Source organism: Pseudomonas sp. Irchel s3b5 (genome assembly GCF_900187435.1).
In the GTDB taxonomy this organism is placed as follows: Bacteria; Pseudomonadota; Gammaproteobacteria; order Pseudomonadales; family Pseudomonadaceae; genus Aquipseudomonas.
On sequence record NZ_FYDY01000002.1, the window covers coordinates 137,946 to 153,774 of the forward strand.

The 15,829-nt window shown below is 61.1% G+C and carries 12 protein-coding genes; 3 read left to right on the plus strand and 9 right to left on the minus strand.

From position 1 onward, the window contains the following. Positions 1–134 precede the first annotated feature (134 nt). A complete protein-coding gene (locus CKW15_RS02770) occupies positions 135–4,193 on the plus strand; it encodes a bifunctional nitrate reductase/sulfite reductase flavoprotein subunit alpha (protein ID WP_095151541.1) in 4,059 nt (1,352 codons plus the stop codon). Positions 4,194–4,265: 72 nt separating this feature from the next. Here the strand turns inward: CKW15_RS02770 and CKW15_RS02775 are convergent, their stop codons facing one another. The 9 genes from CKW15_RS02775 to CKW15_RS02815 form a co-directional block, all read right to left on the minus strand. After that, a complete protein-coding gene (locus CKW15_RS02775) occupies positions 4,266–5,774 on the minus strand; it encodes an aldehyde dehydrogenase (RefSeq protein ID WP_095151542.1) in 1,509 nt (502 codons plus the stop codon). Next, positions 5,755–6,828, minus strand: coding sequence for an aminoglycoside phosphotransferase family protein (locus tag CKW15_RS02780; protein WP_095151543.1), 1,074 nt, complete (start codon positions 6,826–6,828; stop codon positions 5,755–5,757). The genes CKW15_RS02775 and CKW15_RS02780 overlap by 20 nt, the downstream gene beginning before the upstream one ends. A 5-nt stretch (positions 6,829–6,833) precedes the next feature. Further along, positions 6,834–7,178 (minus strand): cupin domain-containing protein, encoded by a 345-nt coding sequence (locus CKW15_RS02785; protein WP_095058472.1) that lies wholly within the window; start codon positions 7,176–7,178, stop codon positions 6,834–6,836. A gap of 591 nt (positions 7,179–7,769) precedes the next feature. Continuing rightward, positions 7,770–8,138 (minus strand): cupin domain-containing protein, encoded by a 369-nt coding sequence (locus tag CKW15_RS02790; protein ID WP_095151544.1) that lies wholly within the window; start codon positions 8,136–8,138, stop codon positions 7,770–7,772. Further along, positions 8,131–9,414, minus strand: a complete 1,284-nt coding sequence (locus tag CKW15_RS02795; RefSeq protein WP_095151545.1) for a glycosyltransferase — start codon at positions 9,412–9,414, stop codon at positions 8,131–8,133. The genes CKW15_RS02790 and CKW15_RS02795 overlap by 8 nt, the downstream gene beginning before the upstream one ends. A 32-nt stretch (positions 9,415–9,446) precedes the next feature. Continuing rightward, the gene (locus tag CKW15_RS02800) at positions 9,447–10,526 is read right to left on the minus strand and encodes an ABC transporter ATP-binding protein (RefSeq protein WP_095151546.1); all 1,080 of its coding nucleotides are present in this window, start codon (positions 10,524–10,526) and stop codon (positions 9,447–9,449) included. Next, on the minus strand, positions 10,519–11,325 hold the full coding sequence (locus tag CKW15_RS02805; RefSeq protein ID WP_095151547.1) for an ABC transporter permease: 807 nt from the start codon (positions 11,323–11,325) through the stop codon (positions 10,519–10,521). The genes CKW15_RS02800 and CKW15_RS02805 overlap by 8 nt, the downstream gene beginning before the upstream one ends. Beyond that, positions 11,322–12,182, minus strand: coding sequence for an ABC transporter permease (locus CKW15_RS02810; protein ID WP_095058467.1), 861 nt, complete (start codon positions 12,180–12,182; stop codon positions 11,322–11,324). The genes CKW15_RS02805 and CKW15_RS02810 overlap by 4 nt, the downstream gene beginning before the upstream one ends. Before the next feature lie 82 nt (positions 12,183–12,264). Further along, positions 12,265–13,320: a spermidine/putrescine ABC transporter substrate-binding protein gene (locus tag CKW15_RS02815; RefSeq protein WP_095151548.1), complete on the minus strand. Its 1,056-nt coding sequence runs from the start codon at positions 13,318–13,320 to the stop codon at positions 12,265–12,267. A gap of 200 nt (positions 13,321–13,520) precedes the next feature. On the opposite strand from CKW15_RS02815, the gene CKW15_RS02820 reads away from it, so the two are divergent. After that, positions 13,521–14,453, plus strand: a complete 933-nt coding sequence (locus CKW15_RS02820; protein WP_095058465.1) for a GntR family transcriptional regulator — start codon at positions 13,521–13,523, stop codon at positions 14,451–14,453. 97 nt (positions 14,454–14,550) lie between these two features. Beyond that, entirely contained in the window at positions 14,551–15,825 is a 1,275-nt protein-coding gene (locus CKW15_RS02825; protein WP_095151549.1) for a glycosyltransferase, read from the plus strand. The last annotated feature ends 4 nt before the right edge of the window (positions 15,826–15,829 follow it).

Consider the following 15,829-nt stretch of genomic DNA (forward strand, 5'->3'; position numbering starts at 1 on the left):
ACCAATAGGCAGTCAACGCTGATTGCCCACATACGACAAAGGCGCCGTGTAACCCCCGTTTTAACGGAGGGTCACATGGCGCCTTTTTTGTTTCCGGGTTCGGCAAGTGCTGGCAAAAGATCCAAGGGGCGAAGATGGCAAGTAAATCCGTACGCAGCGTGTGTCCCTATTGCGGTGTGGGCTGCGGCATCGTCATGCAGGTCGAAGACAACCGCGTGATCAAGGTGACTGGCGACAAGACCCATCCGGCCAATGCCGGCCGTCTGTGCACCAAAGGCACCACCAGCGGGCAGGCGATTGCCGAGTCGGGGCGCATGGAAAATGCCTACCTGCGCCAGGAGCGCGATCGCGACCCGGTGCGCGTGACGATGGACAACGCCATCAACGAAACAGCCGCCAGACTGCGCCACATTCTGGATTCCCACGGTCCCGATGCCCTGTCCTTCTATGTGTCCGGGCAGATGTCGCTGGAGGCCCAGTACCTGGTCAACAAACTGGCCAAGGGTTTTGTCCGCACCCCTCACATCGAATCCAATTCCCGCCTGTGCATGGCCAGCGCCAGCAGCGGCTACAAACTGTCCCTCGGCGCCGACGGGCCGCCCGGCTCTTATGACGACTTCGATCACGCGGACCTGTTCTTCGTGATCGGCGCGAACATGGCCGACTGTCACCCGATTCTGTTCCTGCGCATGATGGACCGGGTCAAGGCCGGGGCGAAGCTGATCGTGGTCGATCCACGGCGCAGCGCCACCGCGCTCAAGGCCGACCTGTTCCTGCCGATCAAACCCGGCACCGACCTCGCGTTGCTCAACGGTTTGCTGCACCTGTTGGTGAAAAACGGCCACACCGACCCGGCCTTCATCGCCTCCTTCACCCAAGGCTGGGAGGCCATGCCCGGGTTTCTGGAGGACTACCCAGCAGACAAGGTTGCCGAGATCACCGGCCTTCCTGAGGCGGACATTCGCCAGGCCGCGCAGTGGATTGGCGAGGCCGCTGAATGGATGAGTTGCTGGACCATGGGCCTGAACCAAAGCACCCACGGCACCTGGAACACCAACGCGCTGTGCAACCTGCACCTGGCCACTGGCGCCATCTGCCGACCGGGCAGCGGACCGTTTTCCCTGACCGGGCAACCGAACGCCATGGGCGGACGCGAAATGGGCTACATGGGGCCGGGCCTGCCGGGACAGCGTTCGACGCTGGTCGAGGCTGACCGCGTATTCATCGAAGACCTGTGGCGCATCCCGCACGGCAGCCTGCCAACGACTGCCGGCGCAGGTACCGTGGCAATGTTCGAGCAAATGCGCGCTGGCCAGATCAAGGCTTGCTGGATCATCTGCACCAACCCGGTGGCGTCTGCGCCCAATCGCCAGAGCGTCATTGAAGGTTTACAGGCGGCTGAACTGGTCATCACGCAGGATGCCTTTCTCGATACCGAGACCAACCGCTACGCCGACATCCTGCTGCCGGGCGCTCTCTGGGCCGAAGCCGAAGGCGTGATGATCAACTCCGAGCGCAACCTGACACTGATGCAAAAAGCCGTGGAAGCGCCCGGCGAAACGCTGCCCGACTGGCAAATCATCGCCCGAGTGGCGTGCGCGATGGGCTTCGCCGAAGCCTTCACTTATGCCGACGCCAGCGAAGTGTTTGAAGAAATCAAACGTGCCTGGAACCCGGCCACCGGCTATGACATTCGCGGCGCCAGCTACCCGCGTCTGCGCGAGAAACCGCTGCAATGGCCTTGCGCGTCCGAGTCCGCCGCCGATCGCAACCCGATTCGCTACATCGACAAGGATGCCGATCTCAGCGCGCCCGCCATCACATTCCCGACCCGCCACGGCAAAGGCATTTTCCTGCCGCGTCCGCACCTGGCGCCCGCCGAAATGCCCGATGAGTCCTTTCCTTTCGTACTCAACACCGGCCGCTTGCAGCACCAATGGCACACCCTGACCAAGACCGGCAAAGTCGAGACGCTGAACAAACTCAATCCGGGACCGTTCATTGAAATTCACCCTGAGGATGCGCGTCAGCTGGGCCTCAAGGACAAGGACCCGGTCGAAGTGCGTTCAGTGCGCGGCCGCGCCGTGTTGCCCGCCGTGGTGACCGACCGGGTGCGCCAGGGCAATTGCTTTGCGCCGTTTCACTGGAGCGATGTGTTCGGCGAGCACCTGGCAATCAACGCCGTCACCAACGACGCCGTCGACGCCCTTTCGCAGCAGCCAGAACTCAAGTTCTGCGCCGTCGCCCTGCAACGGGTCGAACTGATCGAGCACCGGTTCCTCGATACCCCGGCGCCGGCCACGGTCACCCCACTCCCCGCTTTAACAGAGGAAATTGCCATGTCGAGCCTCTCGGCCTTCGCTGACCTCGTGGGCATCAGCAGCCTGCCGTCTCCTCAACTCAATGATCGTGAACGCACCTACCTCGCCGGTTTTATCAGCGGCCTGCAATCCCCGGCCGGTCGTCAAGTGAGCGGCGTGCCGGTCATGCCGTCCAACGCGCCTTTGGCTGCGGATACGCGACTCTGGCTGGACGGCGTTCTCGGCGGGCTGTTCAGTCGAGTTGAGCCTGACAGCCATGCCCCGGCGACAGTCACCGATCAGCCGGCCGTGACCCTGTTATGGGCCTCGCAAACCGGCAATGCCGAAGCGCTGGCCGAGCGTTTTGCCGCGCGTCTGCGGGACGACGGTGTCAGCGTGGAGCTGAGCGCGATGGCGGACTTTCCCGCCAGCAAACTCGCCAATACCCAGACGCTGGCACTGATCAGCAGCACCTTCGGCGACGGCGATCCACCGGACAACGGCGAAGGCTTCTGGCACACCCTCAACACCGCCGAGACGCGCCTTGAATCACTGCGCTTTGCCGTGCTCGCCTTGGGCGACCCCAACTACGATCAGTTCTGCCAGCACGGCAAAAAACTCGATCAACGCCTGCAAGAACTGGGGGCTACGCGCCTGCTGGAGCGGGTGGATTGCGATACCGAATTCGAGGAGCAAGCAGACGCCTGGCTCGCCGAACTGCGCAAAACCCTGAAGCCGTCAGCCACCGTCGAAGTGTCGCCAAGCACCGGCAGCGATCCCGTCGAAACATCGGCAAAGTCCAGGCCTTACGCTTCTCGCCTGCTGACCAATCTGCACCTCAACAGCCAGAGCCCGAACAAGGAAACCCGCATGTTCGCCCTCGACCTGACGGATTCTGACCTGCGTTACGAGGCCGGAGACGCCTTGGGCGTTTACCCGCGCAACTGCCCTGAGCTGGTCAGCGAACTGCTCGATCTGACCCGGTTGCGCGGCGAAACCGCCGTGAGCATCGATCAACGCGGCGAAGTGCCGCTGCATCAAGCCCTGACCGAGCATTTCGAAATCGCACGCCCGAACAGCGAAACCCTGGCGTTCATCGCCGAGCGCAGCACCAACCCCAGACTGAAACAACTGCTGGGCAGTGAGCGCAAAGCCGAATTAAAGGACTGGCTGTGGGGTCGGCAACTGGCGGACGTGTTGCAGGAGTTTCCGGTGAATTGCTCGGCGAGCGAGTTGCTGGGGACGTTGAAACGCCTGCAACCGCGCCTGTACTCCATCGCTTCAAGCCCCAAGGCGCACCCTCGGGAAATCCACCTCACGGTGGCGGCCGTGCGCTATGGCAAACGCAAAGGCGTGTCTTCGACCTTTCTCGCCGACCGCGCCCAGAGCGGCAACGTGCCGGTGTTCGTCCAGCCGTCGAAGCACTTCCGCGCACCGGTCGATGGCGACGTGCCGATGATCATGATTGGCCCGGGCACCGGTGTGGCGCCGTTTCGCGCCTTCCTGCAGGAGCGCCGCGCCCGGGGCGACCAGGGCAAGAACTGGCTGTTCTTCGGCGAACAGCATGCCGCCACCGACTTCTACTACCGCGACGAACTGCAAGGCATGCAGCGCGACGGCACGCTGACGCAACTGAGCCTGGCGTTTTCCCGCGACCAGTCACAGAAGATCTACGTGCAGGACCGGATTCGCGAACAAGGTGCAGAACTGTGGCGCTGGTTGCAGGAGGGTGCGCAACTGTACGTCTGTGGCGACGCCAGCCAGATGGCCAAAGATGTCGATCGGGCCTTGCGCGAAGTTGCGCAAAACCATGGTGGGCTCAGCGCCGAAAACGCCAGTGATTACTGGCGCCGGTTGAGCGAGCAGAAGCGTTATTTGCGGGATGTTTACTGAAGGCCTCCCAGCGACGTTTGACGAGGCCGCTTCCTACAAACTGGGGAAGCGGCCTTCTTGAAGGCGCCGGTTTCAGACCGGATCGCGATAGAACACGTCGTCGGCGTACGGGTACCACCAGTCCTGAATCTTGGGCTGATGATCGATGATGACCATCTTCGAACGGCGGAATGCCTCAAGCCCCTGACGCCCCAGTTCACGCCCAAGGCCCGACATTTTCCAGCCACCGAACGGCAGCGCATCGTTGTCGATCAGCGGGTTGTTGACCCAGACCATGCCCGCCTCCAGCCGCTCGGCGGCCTCCATGGCTTCGGCCAGGTCGGTGGAGAACAGCGACGCGCCAAGGCCGAACGGCGAATCATTGGCCAGCCGCACGGCTTCGTCGAAGTCGCTCACACGGCAGATCGCCGCCACCGGGCCGAAGCACTCTTCCTGCAGGATCGCCATGTCACCGGTCACGCCGGTGAGGATGGTCGGCTCGTAGAACCAGCCCACCGTGTGCTGTGGCGGAATTCGCCCGCCGCAGACCACTGTTGCGCCCTTGGCCACGGCGTCATCGACCAGGCGCATGACTTTGTTGCGCGCCGCCTCGCTGACCATCGGCCCGATTTCCGAACGTTCCAGGCCGTGGCCGATACGCAAGGCACGGGTGCACTCGGCGAACCTGGCGACAAACTCGTCATGAATCTCGTCGACCACATAAAAACGTTCGGCCGAGGTGCAAATCTGCCCACTGAGATGAAACGCTGCGGTCACCGCGCCGGCCGCTGCAACTTCCAGTGGCGCATGCTTGGAAATGATCAGCGGATCACTGCCACCGGCCTCGATCACACAGGGTTTCATCCGTTCGGCACACGCCACGGCCACGGCTTTGCCCGCCGCCACGCTGCCGGTGAACGCTACCGCATGGGTCTGCTCCGACTGCACCAGCAGCTGCGCGGTTGCAGCATCACCCGGCACGCAGGACACCAGCCCCGGCAACAGCGCCGTGAAATGCTCCATGAATTTGAGGGTGCACAGGGTCGTGGCTTCCGCCGGTTTGATGATGCAGGCGTTGCCCGCCGCCAGCGACGCGGCGACCGTCCAGCACATCAGCAGGATCGGAAAGTTGAACGGCATGATGTGCACGCTGACGCCATACGGCTCGTAACGCACATGCTGGAAAGAACCGATTTGCGTAGTGCCGGCCACCTTGCCGGCATCGTCCCGGGCCATTTCTGCGTAGTAGCGAAAGATCGGCGCGCAGTTCGCCAGCTCGCCCATGGCCTCGGGAAACGGCTTGCCCATTTCGAGGGTCATCAAGCGTGCGACTTCGCGGTTGCAGGCCACGTTCTGTTCGATGGCGTTGGCCAGTTGATGCAGGCGTGCGGCGCGGCTTTTGGCATCGACCACGCGCCACTGTTTTTGCGCAGCGGTGGCGGCATCGATGGCGGCTTGTACGTCCGTTTCGCCACACAGACCGACCTGCCCCACCGGCTGCAAGGTCGCGGGGTCGAGCACTTCACGCACGCGGCCAGCGGTCAGAGGCAGGAATTCGGAATTGATGAAACGCAAAGCGGTGTCAGTGTTGAACGTGGCCATGGGAGGATCCTTGAACCAATCGATAAGGGGTTTGGCGCAACATCGCCAGCGTCTCGGCGGGCAGTTCATCGCGCCAGCCCGAAACATGCCGGTCGAGCCACTGGCGCAGCGGCGCAAAGGCTTGGGCTTCAAGGGCGCGGACAAACAGGCCCAGAGTGCGCGGCAGGTGCGCCAGGTATCCGTGCTTGCCGTCGCGGCCCGCCAGGCGCACGAATATCCCCAGCACCTTGGCGTGACGCTGGGCCGCCAGGCACCGGTAATCGGCGAGAAAACGCAACGCATCCAGCTCCGGGCGCTGCAACAGGTAAAGGGTGATCAGTTTCTCTCGCAACGCTTCAGGCACATCGCGCCGGGCGTCTTCGAGCAGCGACATCAGGTCATAGGCCGCCGCCCCGACCAACGCGTCCTGAAAATCCAGCAAGCCGCAGGCCGCGACACCTTCACGGCCTTGCAACAGCATCAGGTTGTCGACATGGAAGTCCCGCAGCACCAAAGCTTCGCGGCGTTTTGCGACGTCGCGACAGGCGTCCGCGAACAGCGCCAGATACTCATCGCGCAGCTTGTGCGCCGCTTCTTTGCCGATCAACAGCGGCACGTACCAATCGATAAACAGTGCGTATTCGTCTGCCAGTCGTTGTTCGTCGTAAGGGGCCAGTTCAGCGGCTGATGGCGCGCGATGCAGCGTCACCAACGTATCGACTGCAAGGTGATACAACCCCGACTCCGAGTAGCCGGCCGCCAGCAGCCGGGTGTAGGTGTCGTGACCGAAATCCTCGATCAGGGCCAGCCCCGCCGCTTCGTCCACTTCCAGCAAGGCCGGCGCGGACAGGCCCAGCCCCTGCAACTGCCGGGCGACCCGTACAAACGGGCCGATGGGTTCGCTGTGGGGTGGCGAATCCATCAACAACAGCCCGGCGCCGTCCAGGCGAAAGTAGCGCCGGGTCGAAGCATCCGCCGGCAGCGCGATCAGCGCTGTCCCGGCGTAACCGGCACATGCCAGAAACGCTGCGCGCTGCTCTTCACGGGTTGGCAATGACGCCAGTGCATCTGTCATGGCGGTCACCGGATCATGTAGACCTTTTTGATGGTCTCGTGGACGGTGCACACGCCTTTCCAGTCTTTGCGAAAGAATGCGGCGGTGTCCGGTTTGATCTCGATCACTTCGCCGGACTCGTGAACGTACGTGCAGCGACCCTCGAGGAAGTGGCAGAACTCGTCGCTGGTGACATGGCAAAACCACTTACCCGGCGTGCAGATCCAGATGCCGCACTCGGACTGGCCTTCCGGGCCTTTGTGCAGCACCACGCCGGAAACGCGGGATTCGCCTTCGAGCATGGTCGGGATCACGCCCCAATCCTTGACGTCGGTGATGCTCAGCGGGTCGTACAGAAACGGGGTAGTCATTCATTTTCTCCAGTAAATAGTCAGTATCTAACCTGTAGGAGCCGGCTTGCTGGCGAAGGCGGCCTTGAGTTTTTCATCAATCCTGTGGGCCTCTTCGCTGGCAAGCCAGCTCCTACTAAGAGCGTGATTTTTGTGATGACCACACTCTCTGTAGGAGCCGGCTTGCTGGCGATTGCGACCTCGAGTTTTTCATCAATCCTGCGGTCCTCTTCGCTGGCAAGCCAGTTCCTACGAAGAGCGTGATTTGTGTGATGACCACACTCTCTGTAGGAGCCGGCTTGCTGGCGATTGCGACCTCGAGTTTTTCATCAATCCTGTGGGCCTCTTCGCTGGCAAGCCAGCTCCTACTAAGAGCGTGATTTTTGTTTTGGCCACATTCTGTGTAGGAGCCGGCTTGCTGGCGATTACGACCTTGAGTTTTTCATCGATCTTGCGGGCCTCTTTGCTGGCAAGCCAGCTCCTACTAAGAGCGTGATTTTTGTGATGGCCACATTCTGTGTAGGAGCCGGCTTGCTGGCGATTGCGTCGGGACAGTCGACACCGATGTCGCCCGGCGTACCGCTATCGCCAGCAAGCCGGCTCCTACAAAGTTCAGGTAAGCATGTAAACGTTGCGCAGGGTTTCCCGGACTTCGCACTCGCCGGTCCAACCCGCCGGGAACAGCACCAGGGTGTTGGGGCGCACTTCGATCACTTCGCCGTTGTCGTTGCGGTAAATGGCGTGCCCCGCGAGGAAATGGCACAGCTCATCCCGGGGAATCGACAACCGCCAGCGCCCCGGCGTGCACACCCACAACCCGGTTTCCGGGCTGTTGTTCGGGCCTTTGAACAGCAATCGGCCGCTGGAATGCGAGACACCTTCGACGGCGTCGCTCTGCACGCCCCAGTCCACCAGATCGGTGCGGCTGCTGACGGCTTCGAGGTACGGCGTGATACCCGCCGTGGTGGATGAATCAGGCATCGTTGAGCACCTTGTCGAGAATCGCGGCCGCGTCTTGCGGCCCTTTGCGGGATTGCATCTGCGCGCTGGTGCGCTGCAAACGTTGGCGCATGGCCTCATCGTTGAGGCAGGCGTGGAGTTTTTGTGCGAGCTGTTCTTCGCTCCACTCATAGCGGTCGAGCTTGAAGCCGTGACCGCTTTCTTCTGCGCGCATGGCGTTGTCGTGACCGTCCCACACGTAGGACATGACAATCGCCGGTTTGCCGAAGAACAGGCACTCGGTGAAGCTGTTGTTGCCGCCGTGGTGGATCACCGCGTCGACCTGGGCAATCACCGACGGTTGCGGGAACCAGTTGGAAATCTGCACGTTGTCCGGCAGGTCCGGGTATTCGTCGAGGTGCTCGCCGACGTTGAAAAGCGCCCGATAAGGCAGCTTGCCCACCGCCTCGATCAGGCGTTTGAGCAACTCGACATCGCCGGAACCGAGGCTGCCGAAACTCGCATACAGCAACGGTTTGTCGTTATGCGCACGGAACGGCGGAATCTCATACGGAGTGTCGTGACGCACGCAACCTTGCAGGTAGTGGAAACGTTCGGCCGGCAATGGATGGCGACGGTCGAACTTCACCGCATCCGGGTACAACAGCAGGTTCATGAACGGCGAAGCTTCGAAGAACGTACCCAGCGGATACGGCGCCTCTCCATGGGCTTGCAGGAACTGGTTGAAGTCCTCGTGAATCGGACTGATCACCTGTTCAAAGCGCTGGCGAAATTGCGCGTGGCCCGCCTTGTCGTCGATGCTCATGCCCGACAGGTGCGGCGGGATATCCGGGTCTTCGATTTCGTTTTCCGAGCAGGAAATGATCCGCACCCACGGCTTGCCGTATTGCTTGATCGCCGGGAACAGGATCACGTTGTCGACGCAGATCAGGTCGGGCTTGACCTTGTCCAGCACCGCCGGCAGATCCTTTTGCGCCCACTTCGCCGTTTCGACAATGGCGGCCCAGCATTCCTTGACGTAGTTGTCGATCTGATCCAGCGGCGACTTGCGGAAGTTCGGAATGTGGCCGTTGATGAAGTCCACCCAATAGCGGGCCATTTCTTCGGCCGGCATCGGCGCCGACATGTTGACCATGTGTTCTTCAAAACCATAACCGGCGTACACGCCGCTCATGCCCGGGTCGGTGAGAAACACCGCTTTGTGCCCCAGGGCTTCACACGCCTGGGCGATACCGACTGAATTGAGCGCCGGGCCGTAGGCGGCTTCGGGAAAGAATGCGATCACTTTCTGTTTCATCGAGTGCTGCTCCTGCCGGGTCTTTTTGTTTTTCAGCGCGTCAATACGCGGGCATGCCGGGCCTGCCAGCCCAGCCGGATGGTGGTGTCGATTGCAAAATGGGCGAATTCAAACTGTGAGGACGGCACGCGCACGATCAGCGGTTTGTCGCTGAGCGGCGTCTGCACGTGCAGGTTGGTATCGAGGCCGTGGTAGGCGACTTCGACGATCTTGCCGCTGACCTGATTGGCGCAATCACCGCCCTGCTCCGTCAGCACCAGCAAGCGTTCCGGCCGTACCACCACGGCGACGGCCTGGCCGTTGACCATCGGTGCGTCGGTTTCAACACTCAGTTCCTGGCCGTTCACCCGCACCGAATGCGGGCCCGAGCGCACACCTTCGAGCAGGTTGCTGACGCCGATGAAGTTGGCCACGAAACGGCTGTTGGGGTTTTCGTAAAGCTCGGTCGGGCTACCGCACTGGCACACCTTGCCGCCGTCGAGCACGGCCATGCGGTCGGACATCACCAGCGCTTCTTCCTGGTCGTGGGTGACGATGATGAAGGTGATGCCGCTCTCGTGTTGCAGGCGCTTGAGTTCTAGCTGCATCTTTTCCCGCAGCTTTTTGTCGAGTGCGCCCAAGGGCTCGTCGAGCAACAACACACGCGGACGTTTGACCAGTGCCCGTGCCAGCGCCACTCGCTGGCGTTGACCACCGGAAAGCTGATCGGGCTTGCGTTCGGCCAACTCGCCCAGTTGCGCGGTGCTCAGTACTTCATCGACCCGGCGACGGATTTCCAGCTCGGGCAGACGTTCCATCTCCAGACCGTAGGCGATGTTCTTGCGCACGGTCATGTTGGGAAACAGTGCATAGGACTGAAACATCAGGTTCAACGGACGCTTGTTCGGCGGCAGCGGCGAGATGTCATTGCCATCCAGATAAATGCAGCCACCGCTGGGGGTCTCGAAACCGGCGAGCATGCGCAACAGCGTGGTCTTGCCGCAGCCAGACGGGCCAAGCAGCGCGAAGAACTCGTTCTCGCGGATGCTCAGCGACACTTCGTCGACCGCCAGACCGTTGCCATAAGACTTGCTGACCTTGTCCAGGATCAGTACCGCAGAAGAATTATTCATGGGTGCGAGGAGCCTTGTTGAGACGCTGCGAAGCCAGCAGCGCGGTGATGCTGACCAGCATCACCAGCGTCGCCAGAGCGTTGATTTCCGGGGTGACGCCGAAGCGGATCATGGCGTAGATCTGCATGGGCAAAGTCGTCGACGCCTGGCCGGAGCCGGAGTTAAAAAAGGCGATGATGAATTCGTCCACCGACAGGGTGAACGAAAGCAATCCACCGGCCAGCACACCGGGGAAAATCACCGGCAACAGCACCCGACGGAACGTGGTGAACCAGCTCGCGCCGAGGTCAATCGAGGCTTCGAGGATCGAATAGTCGAAGTGCTTGAGCCGCGTGCGCACCACGGCGCAGACGAAGGCAATGTTGAACACCGCGTGGCTGATGATGATCGAGTGCAAGCCCAACCCAACCTTGAGCAGGTTGAAGAAGCTCAGCAGCGCAATCGCCAGCACGATGTCAGGAATAATCATCGGCGCCATCAGCAAGGTGTCGACCACTTGCCCCTTGTGGTTGTCCTTGCGGCGCAACTCGATACCCAGCGCCAGGAACGTTCCGAGCACGCAGGCAATGAACGTCGCCGACAGTGCGACGATCAAGGTATTGAGCGCCGCCGACAGAATCGCCGTGTTATGCGCCAGTGCCGCGTACCACTTAAATGACACGCCGCCCCAGGCGGTCGGCAATCCGGACTTGTTGAACGACAACAGAATCAGCACCAGGATCGGTACATAAAGGAAGGCATAGACCAGCCCCAGGTGCGTACTCAATACGGCGCCGCTGACCGAACGTGGCTGACTCATGAGCGTGCCCCTTCTGCACGGCGCGCCACCAGGGCCTGGATGAACAACAGGACCAGCATGATCGCGATCAGGAAGAAGCTCAGCGCCGCACCGAACGGCCAGTCCCGCGCCGTGAGGAACTGCGAATAGATCAGGTTGCCAACCATCTGCACCTGCTTGCCACCCAACAGGTCGGCGGTGATGAAGTTGCCGATGCTCAGCACAAAGACAAACACCGAACCCGCGGCGATGCCGGGCACGCTCAGCGGCAGGATGATCCGCCGGAACGTCATCCAGCCCGAGGCGCCGAGGTCTCTGGAGGCGTCCCAGAGTTCGTTGTTGATGCGCGACAACGAGGAGAAAATCGCCAGGATCACAAAGGGGATGTAGTTGTAGACCAACCCGAGTACCACCGCCGATTCGGTGTACAGCAGGCTGATGGGTTCGCCGCTGTAGCCGAACAGTTGCAGCAGGCGATTGATCAGGCCTTCGCGGTTGAGCAACACGATCCAGGCGTAAGTGCGGATCAGGTAGTTACTCCAGAACGGCAGCATCACCAGAAACAGATACACCGCCTGACGCCGCCGTGGCGCACGGGCAATCGCATAGGCCGCCGGATAGCCGATGAGCACCGCAAACAGCGTCGCCAGCCCGGCGATCTTGGCCGATTTGAGCAGAATGCCCAGGTACAGAGGGTCGAATGCGCGCTGGTAGTTTTCCCAGGTAAACAACCAGTCAATGCCGCCATACGCGCCGCGTTCCACGAAGCTGTAGACCAGCACCAGCAAACACGGCACCACCAGAAACATCAGCAGCCAGCCGAAGCCGGGCGCAAGAAGCCAGGCCGACAGACGCCTGTCAGCATGCAAAGCACTCATTAACCCTATCCTCCCGCCTCAGGACAGAGGCGGCTTGCGAACGTGGCGAGGCCTGGCGGGCAGGCCTCGGATCGATGCGGCGTTAGTTCTGTGCCGCCATGATTTCGGTCACGGCGCGGGTGTAGGCTTTTTGCGTAGTGCCGCCCAGATCGCGCAATTGCTCCATCTTCACCAGCTCGCTCGGCGTCATGGTCAGATTGGGATATTGCTTGAGCAAGTCAGCGGACAACCCGGCCATTGCAGCCTGGTTGGGAACTTTGTAGAGGATGTTTTCAGCGACCCAGGCGTGGTTTTCCTTGGCGAGCATGAAGTTGACGAATTTGAAGGCTTCTTCCTGGTGCTTCGAACTTTTGAGCACCACCATGGTGTCCACCCACAGGTCGGAACCTTCCTTGGGCACCACGAACTTGATCGCCGCGTTGGCCTGGGTGCCGTAGTTGCACCAGCCGTCCCAGGCGTGGGCCATCAGCGATTCGCCGGACGCGAGTTTGGAGTAGAACGTGGTGTCGTCAAACGCGAGGATGCGTTTCTTGGTGGCGATCAGTTGATCACGAACAGCGGCGATCTGCGCGGGGTCACTGTCGTTGACCGACCAACCCTTGGCGAGGAAACCGGCGCCAAGCATCCAGCGGTCGGTGGCCAGCATCGTGACCTTGCCCTTGAGCGCATCGCTGGGGTTGAGCAGCTCGTTCCAGCTTTTCGGCGCCGGCGTCACCTTGTCGGAGCGATAGCAAATACCGGTCGTGCCCCAGGTGTAGGGCACGGAGAAATGATTACCGGCGTCGTATTCCAGCTGGGTCGCTTCGGGATAGAGGTTTTTCAGATTGGGCACTTTGACCGGATCGATGTCCGCCAGCAGCCCTTGTTTGTGCAGGACTTCAGCGAAGGGCGAGGACACGAACACCACGTCGTAACCTTCACCGCCGGACGCCATGAGCTTGCCCATGATTTCTTCGTTAGTGGCGTGCAACGCCTTGTCGACGTCAACACCACTGGCCGCCTTGAACTTCTCCAGCGCATCCGGGGCCATGTAGCCGTCCCAGATGGAAATCACCATGTCTTTCGCACTTGCAGCCTGTGAAGCGATCGCCAGGGAAACGGCCAATCCGGCGCACAGAAGATCATTCAGCTTGCTCATAAATACTCACCCGACGATTGTTTATTTTGTTGTGTTCGAAGGCAGTACGGCAAAACGGAAAACGATTGCTTGTGTTTTTTTTACGAAATTAGGACCAGCATAGAAACTTGTCAACGCTTTTTTCCGGACTGACGATTGTCCAGCGCATGACATAAGATGAACACCTGAGCCCGACAGCGGATCACAACGAGAAAAGACGCTTGAGCACAACAGCCGAAAAAAAACCGCGCACCAATCACCTGGAACTGGCTCGCCGCATCCTCGATCACACCCAGGAAAGCGGCCTGGTGGCCGGCGACCCGGTGGCCGAACAGGCGCTGGCCCGCACGTTCCAGGTTTCACGCACGCTGATCCGCGGCGCCCTGAAAGTGCTTCTGGAAGAAAATCTGCTCAGCCATGAAGCCGGCAAGGGCTACCGATTACTGGCATCCCCGACCGGTCAGGCATTCAACGCAGCCCTGCCGCAAGCCGCGGAAGAAGAGTTGGCGGCGTCGGTACTGCGCGACCGCATGGCCGGGCGCCTGGGTGACAGCATCAGTATCAGCGAACTGATGCGCCGCTATGACATCGGTCGGCCAGCGGCACAGAAAACCCTGCAGCAACTGAGCGAAAGCCAGGCCATCGAGCGCGGCCCCGGTCAGTCCTGGCTGTTTCGCCCGTCGCTGAACAGCCTGGCCGCCCTCGAAGAAAGCCTGAAATTCCGCCTGATTCTCGAGCCCGAAGCGCTGCTCAGCCCAAGCTTCAACGCCGACCCGCAACGCCTGAGCCTGTTGCGCAACGCCACGCAAAGCCTGCTTGCCAGCCCCGTGGAAAACTTCGACATCCAGCAGTTTCGCGAGCTGGACATCAGCTTCCATGAACTGCTGGCCCAGAGCTGCGGCAACCGCTTCATCAGCGACGCCCTGCTCCAGCATCAAAGCCTGCGGCGCCTGCCGAATCTGCTGCCGTCGGTCAGCGTGCACCGCTTGCAAGAAGCCCTGCGCGAACACCTGCAAATCATCGCGCAGATCGAGCGCGGGCAGATGGAGATCGCCGCCGACCTGTTGCGCCTGCACCTTCGCTTGAGTGCCGCGCAACGCCCGCAAACCGCTAACCGTGGCATCCCGCAAAGTCATCTGTTGGGGCGCCGCTAAGCGCCCCGTAAAAACATGATGATTTTTTTTTGAAAATAAGACAGCATCAAAAACATCTTCAGGAGCGGCGGGTCTGACCCGCCATGGACAGTGCCTCATGCAAAAACAAAAACTGATCGCCCTGTTTCCGGAAGCCAGTTTCGGCGCGGCCCTGAACTGCATTGGTATCGCTCAGTCGCTGCGAGAGCTGGGCGCCAAACCGGTGTTCATCTGCCATGAGCATTTTCAGGGACTGTTCGCTGAATACGGTTTCGACGAATACCCGATTCCGCAAGTGAGCCCGTTGTCGGCGGCGGAACACCAGCACTATTGGGAGCGCTTCATCGAGCGCAGCATTCCCTACTTCGACCAGACCCCATTGGCGCAGATCGACAGCTATGTCGCGCCGGCCTGGGAAGCGATCATCGACACCGCCATCGAAGCGGAAAAACCCTTGCAGCAGTTGCTCAGCCGCCTGAAACCGGACGTCATCGTGCTCGACAACGTGGTGATGTTCCCGGCCATCGCCAACGCGGGTTGCCCGTGGGTGCGCGTGGTGTCCTGCGCCGAAACCGAGCTGCCGGATGCCAACGTTCCGCCGTACCTGTCCGGCTGCCTGACCCGTGAAACCGCGGCTTGCGAGCGCTACACCGAGCAATACCTGAAGGCAGTCGCACCGGCCCACGAACGCTTTTCGCAATTTCTCCTGAGCAACAATACCGCGCAGTGTCCACCAGGGCAGTTCCTCACTGACTCACCATGGCTGAACCTGCTGCTGTCACCGACACCGGTTCGTTATGACCGCCAGCAGCCGCTCGATCCGCAGCGTTACGTGTATCTCGATGGCTGCGTGCGACGGGAAGCGCCTTACATCGTCCCGGATTTTCCACGGCACAACGACGCACCGCTGATCTACCTCAGCTTCGGCAGCCTGGGCGCCGCCGATACCGAGATGATGAAGCGCCTGATCAGCACCGTCTCAACCTTGCCGTACCGCTTTCTGGTCAACGTCGGCGCCTACCGCGACATGTACACCATCGTCCCGGACAACGTGTACCTCGACAGTTGGTTTGCCCAGCCGGCGGTGCTCAAGGAATGCGATGTGTTCATCCATCACGGCGGCAACAACAGTTTCTGCGAAGCGCTGTACTTCGGTTTGCCGTCGCTGATCATTCCGTATTGCTGGGACGGCCACGACAACGCCGCCCGCGCTGAAGAGGTCGGCGTCGGTCGCTACTTGCCACGCTTCGCCGATCCCCTGGCCGCCCTGCCCGCCGCCCTCGAACAACTGCTGGCCGATCAAGCGATGAAACAACGCCTCGCATCGTTCAGCGAGCGCATGCAGGCAACCCGCGGCACCGACATTGCCGCACGCGCCATTCTTGACCTCTAGCCAA

Excerpts from the sequence above, each read along its gene's own strand:
- CKW15_RS02770 (WP_095151541.1), top strand. The coding sequence starts at position 135 with ATGGCAAGTAAATCCGTACGCAGCGTGTGTCCCTATTGCGGTGTGGGC.
- CKW15_RS02775 (WP_095151542.1), bottom strand. The coding sequence starts at position 5,774 with ATGGCCACGTTCAACACTGACACCGCTTTGCGTTTCATCAATTCCGAA.
- CKW15_RS02780 (WP_095151543.1), bottom strand. The coding sequence starts at position 6,828 with ATGACAGATGCACTGGCGTCATTGCCAACCCGTGAAGAGCAGCGCGCA.
- CKW15_RS02785 (WP_095058472.1), bottom strand. The coding sequence starts at position 7,178 with ATGACTACCCCGTTTCTGTACGACCCGCTGAGCATCACCGACGTCAAG.
- CKW15_RS02790 (WP_095151544.1), bottom strand. The coding sequence starts at position 8,138 with ATGCCTGATTCATCCACCACGGCGGGTATCACGCCGTACCTCGAAGCC.
- CKW15_RS02795 (WP_095151545.1), bottom strand. The coding sequence starts at position 9,414 with ATGAAACAGAAAGTGATCGCATTCTTTCCCGAAGCCGCCTACGGCCCG.
- CKW15_RS02800 (WP_095151546.1), bottom strand. The coding sequence starts at position 10,526 with ATGAATAATTCTTCTGCGGTACTGATCCTGGACAAGGTCAGCAAGTCT.
- CKW15_RS02805 (WP_095151547.1), bottom strand. The coding sequence starts at position 11,325 with ATGAGTCAGCCACGTTCGGTCAGCGGCGCCGTATTGAGTACGCACCTG.
- CKW15_RS02810 (WP_095058467.1), bottom strand. The coding sequence starts at position 12,182 with ATGAGTGCTTTGCATGCTGACAGGCGTCTGTCGGCCTGGCTTCTTGCG.
- CKW15_RS02815 (WP_095151548.1), bottom strand. The coding sequence starts at position 13,320 with ATGAGCAAGCTGAATGATCTTCTGTGCGCCGGATTGGCCGTTTCCCTG.
- CKW15_RS02825 (WP_095151549.1), top strand. The coding sequence starts at position 14,551 with ATGCAAAAACAAAAACTGATCGCCCTGTTTCCGGAAGCCAGTTTCGGC.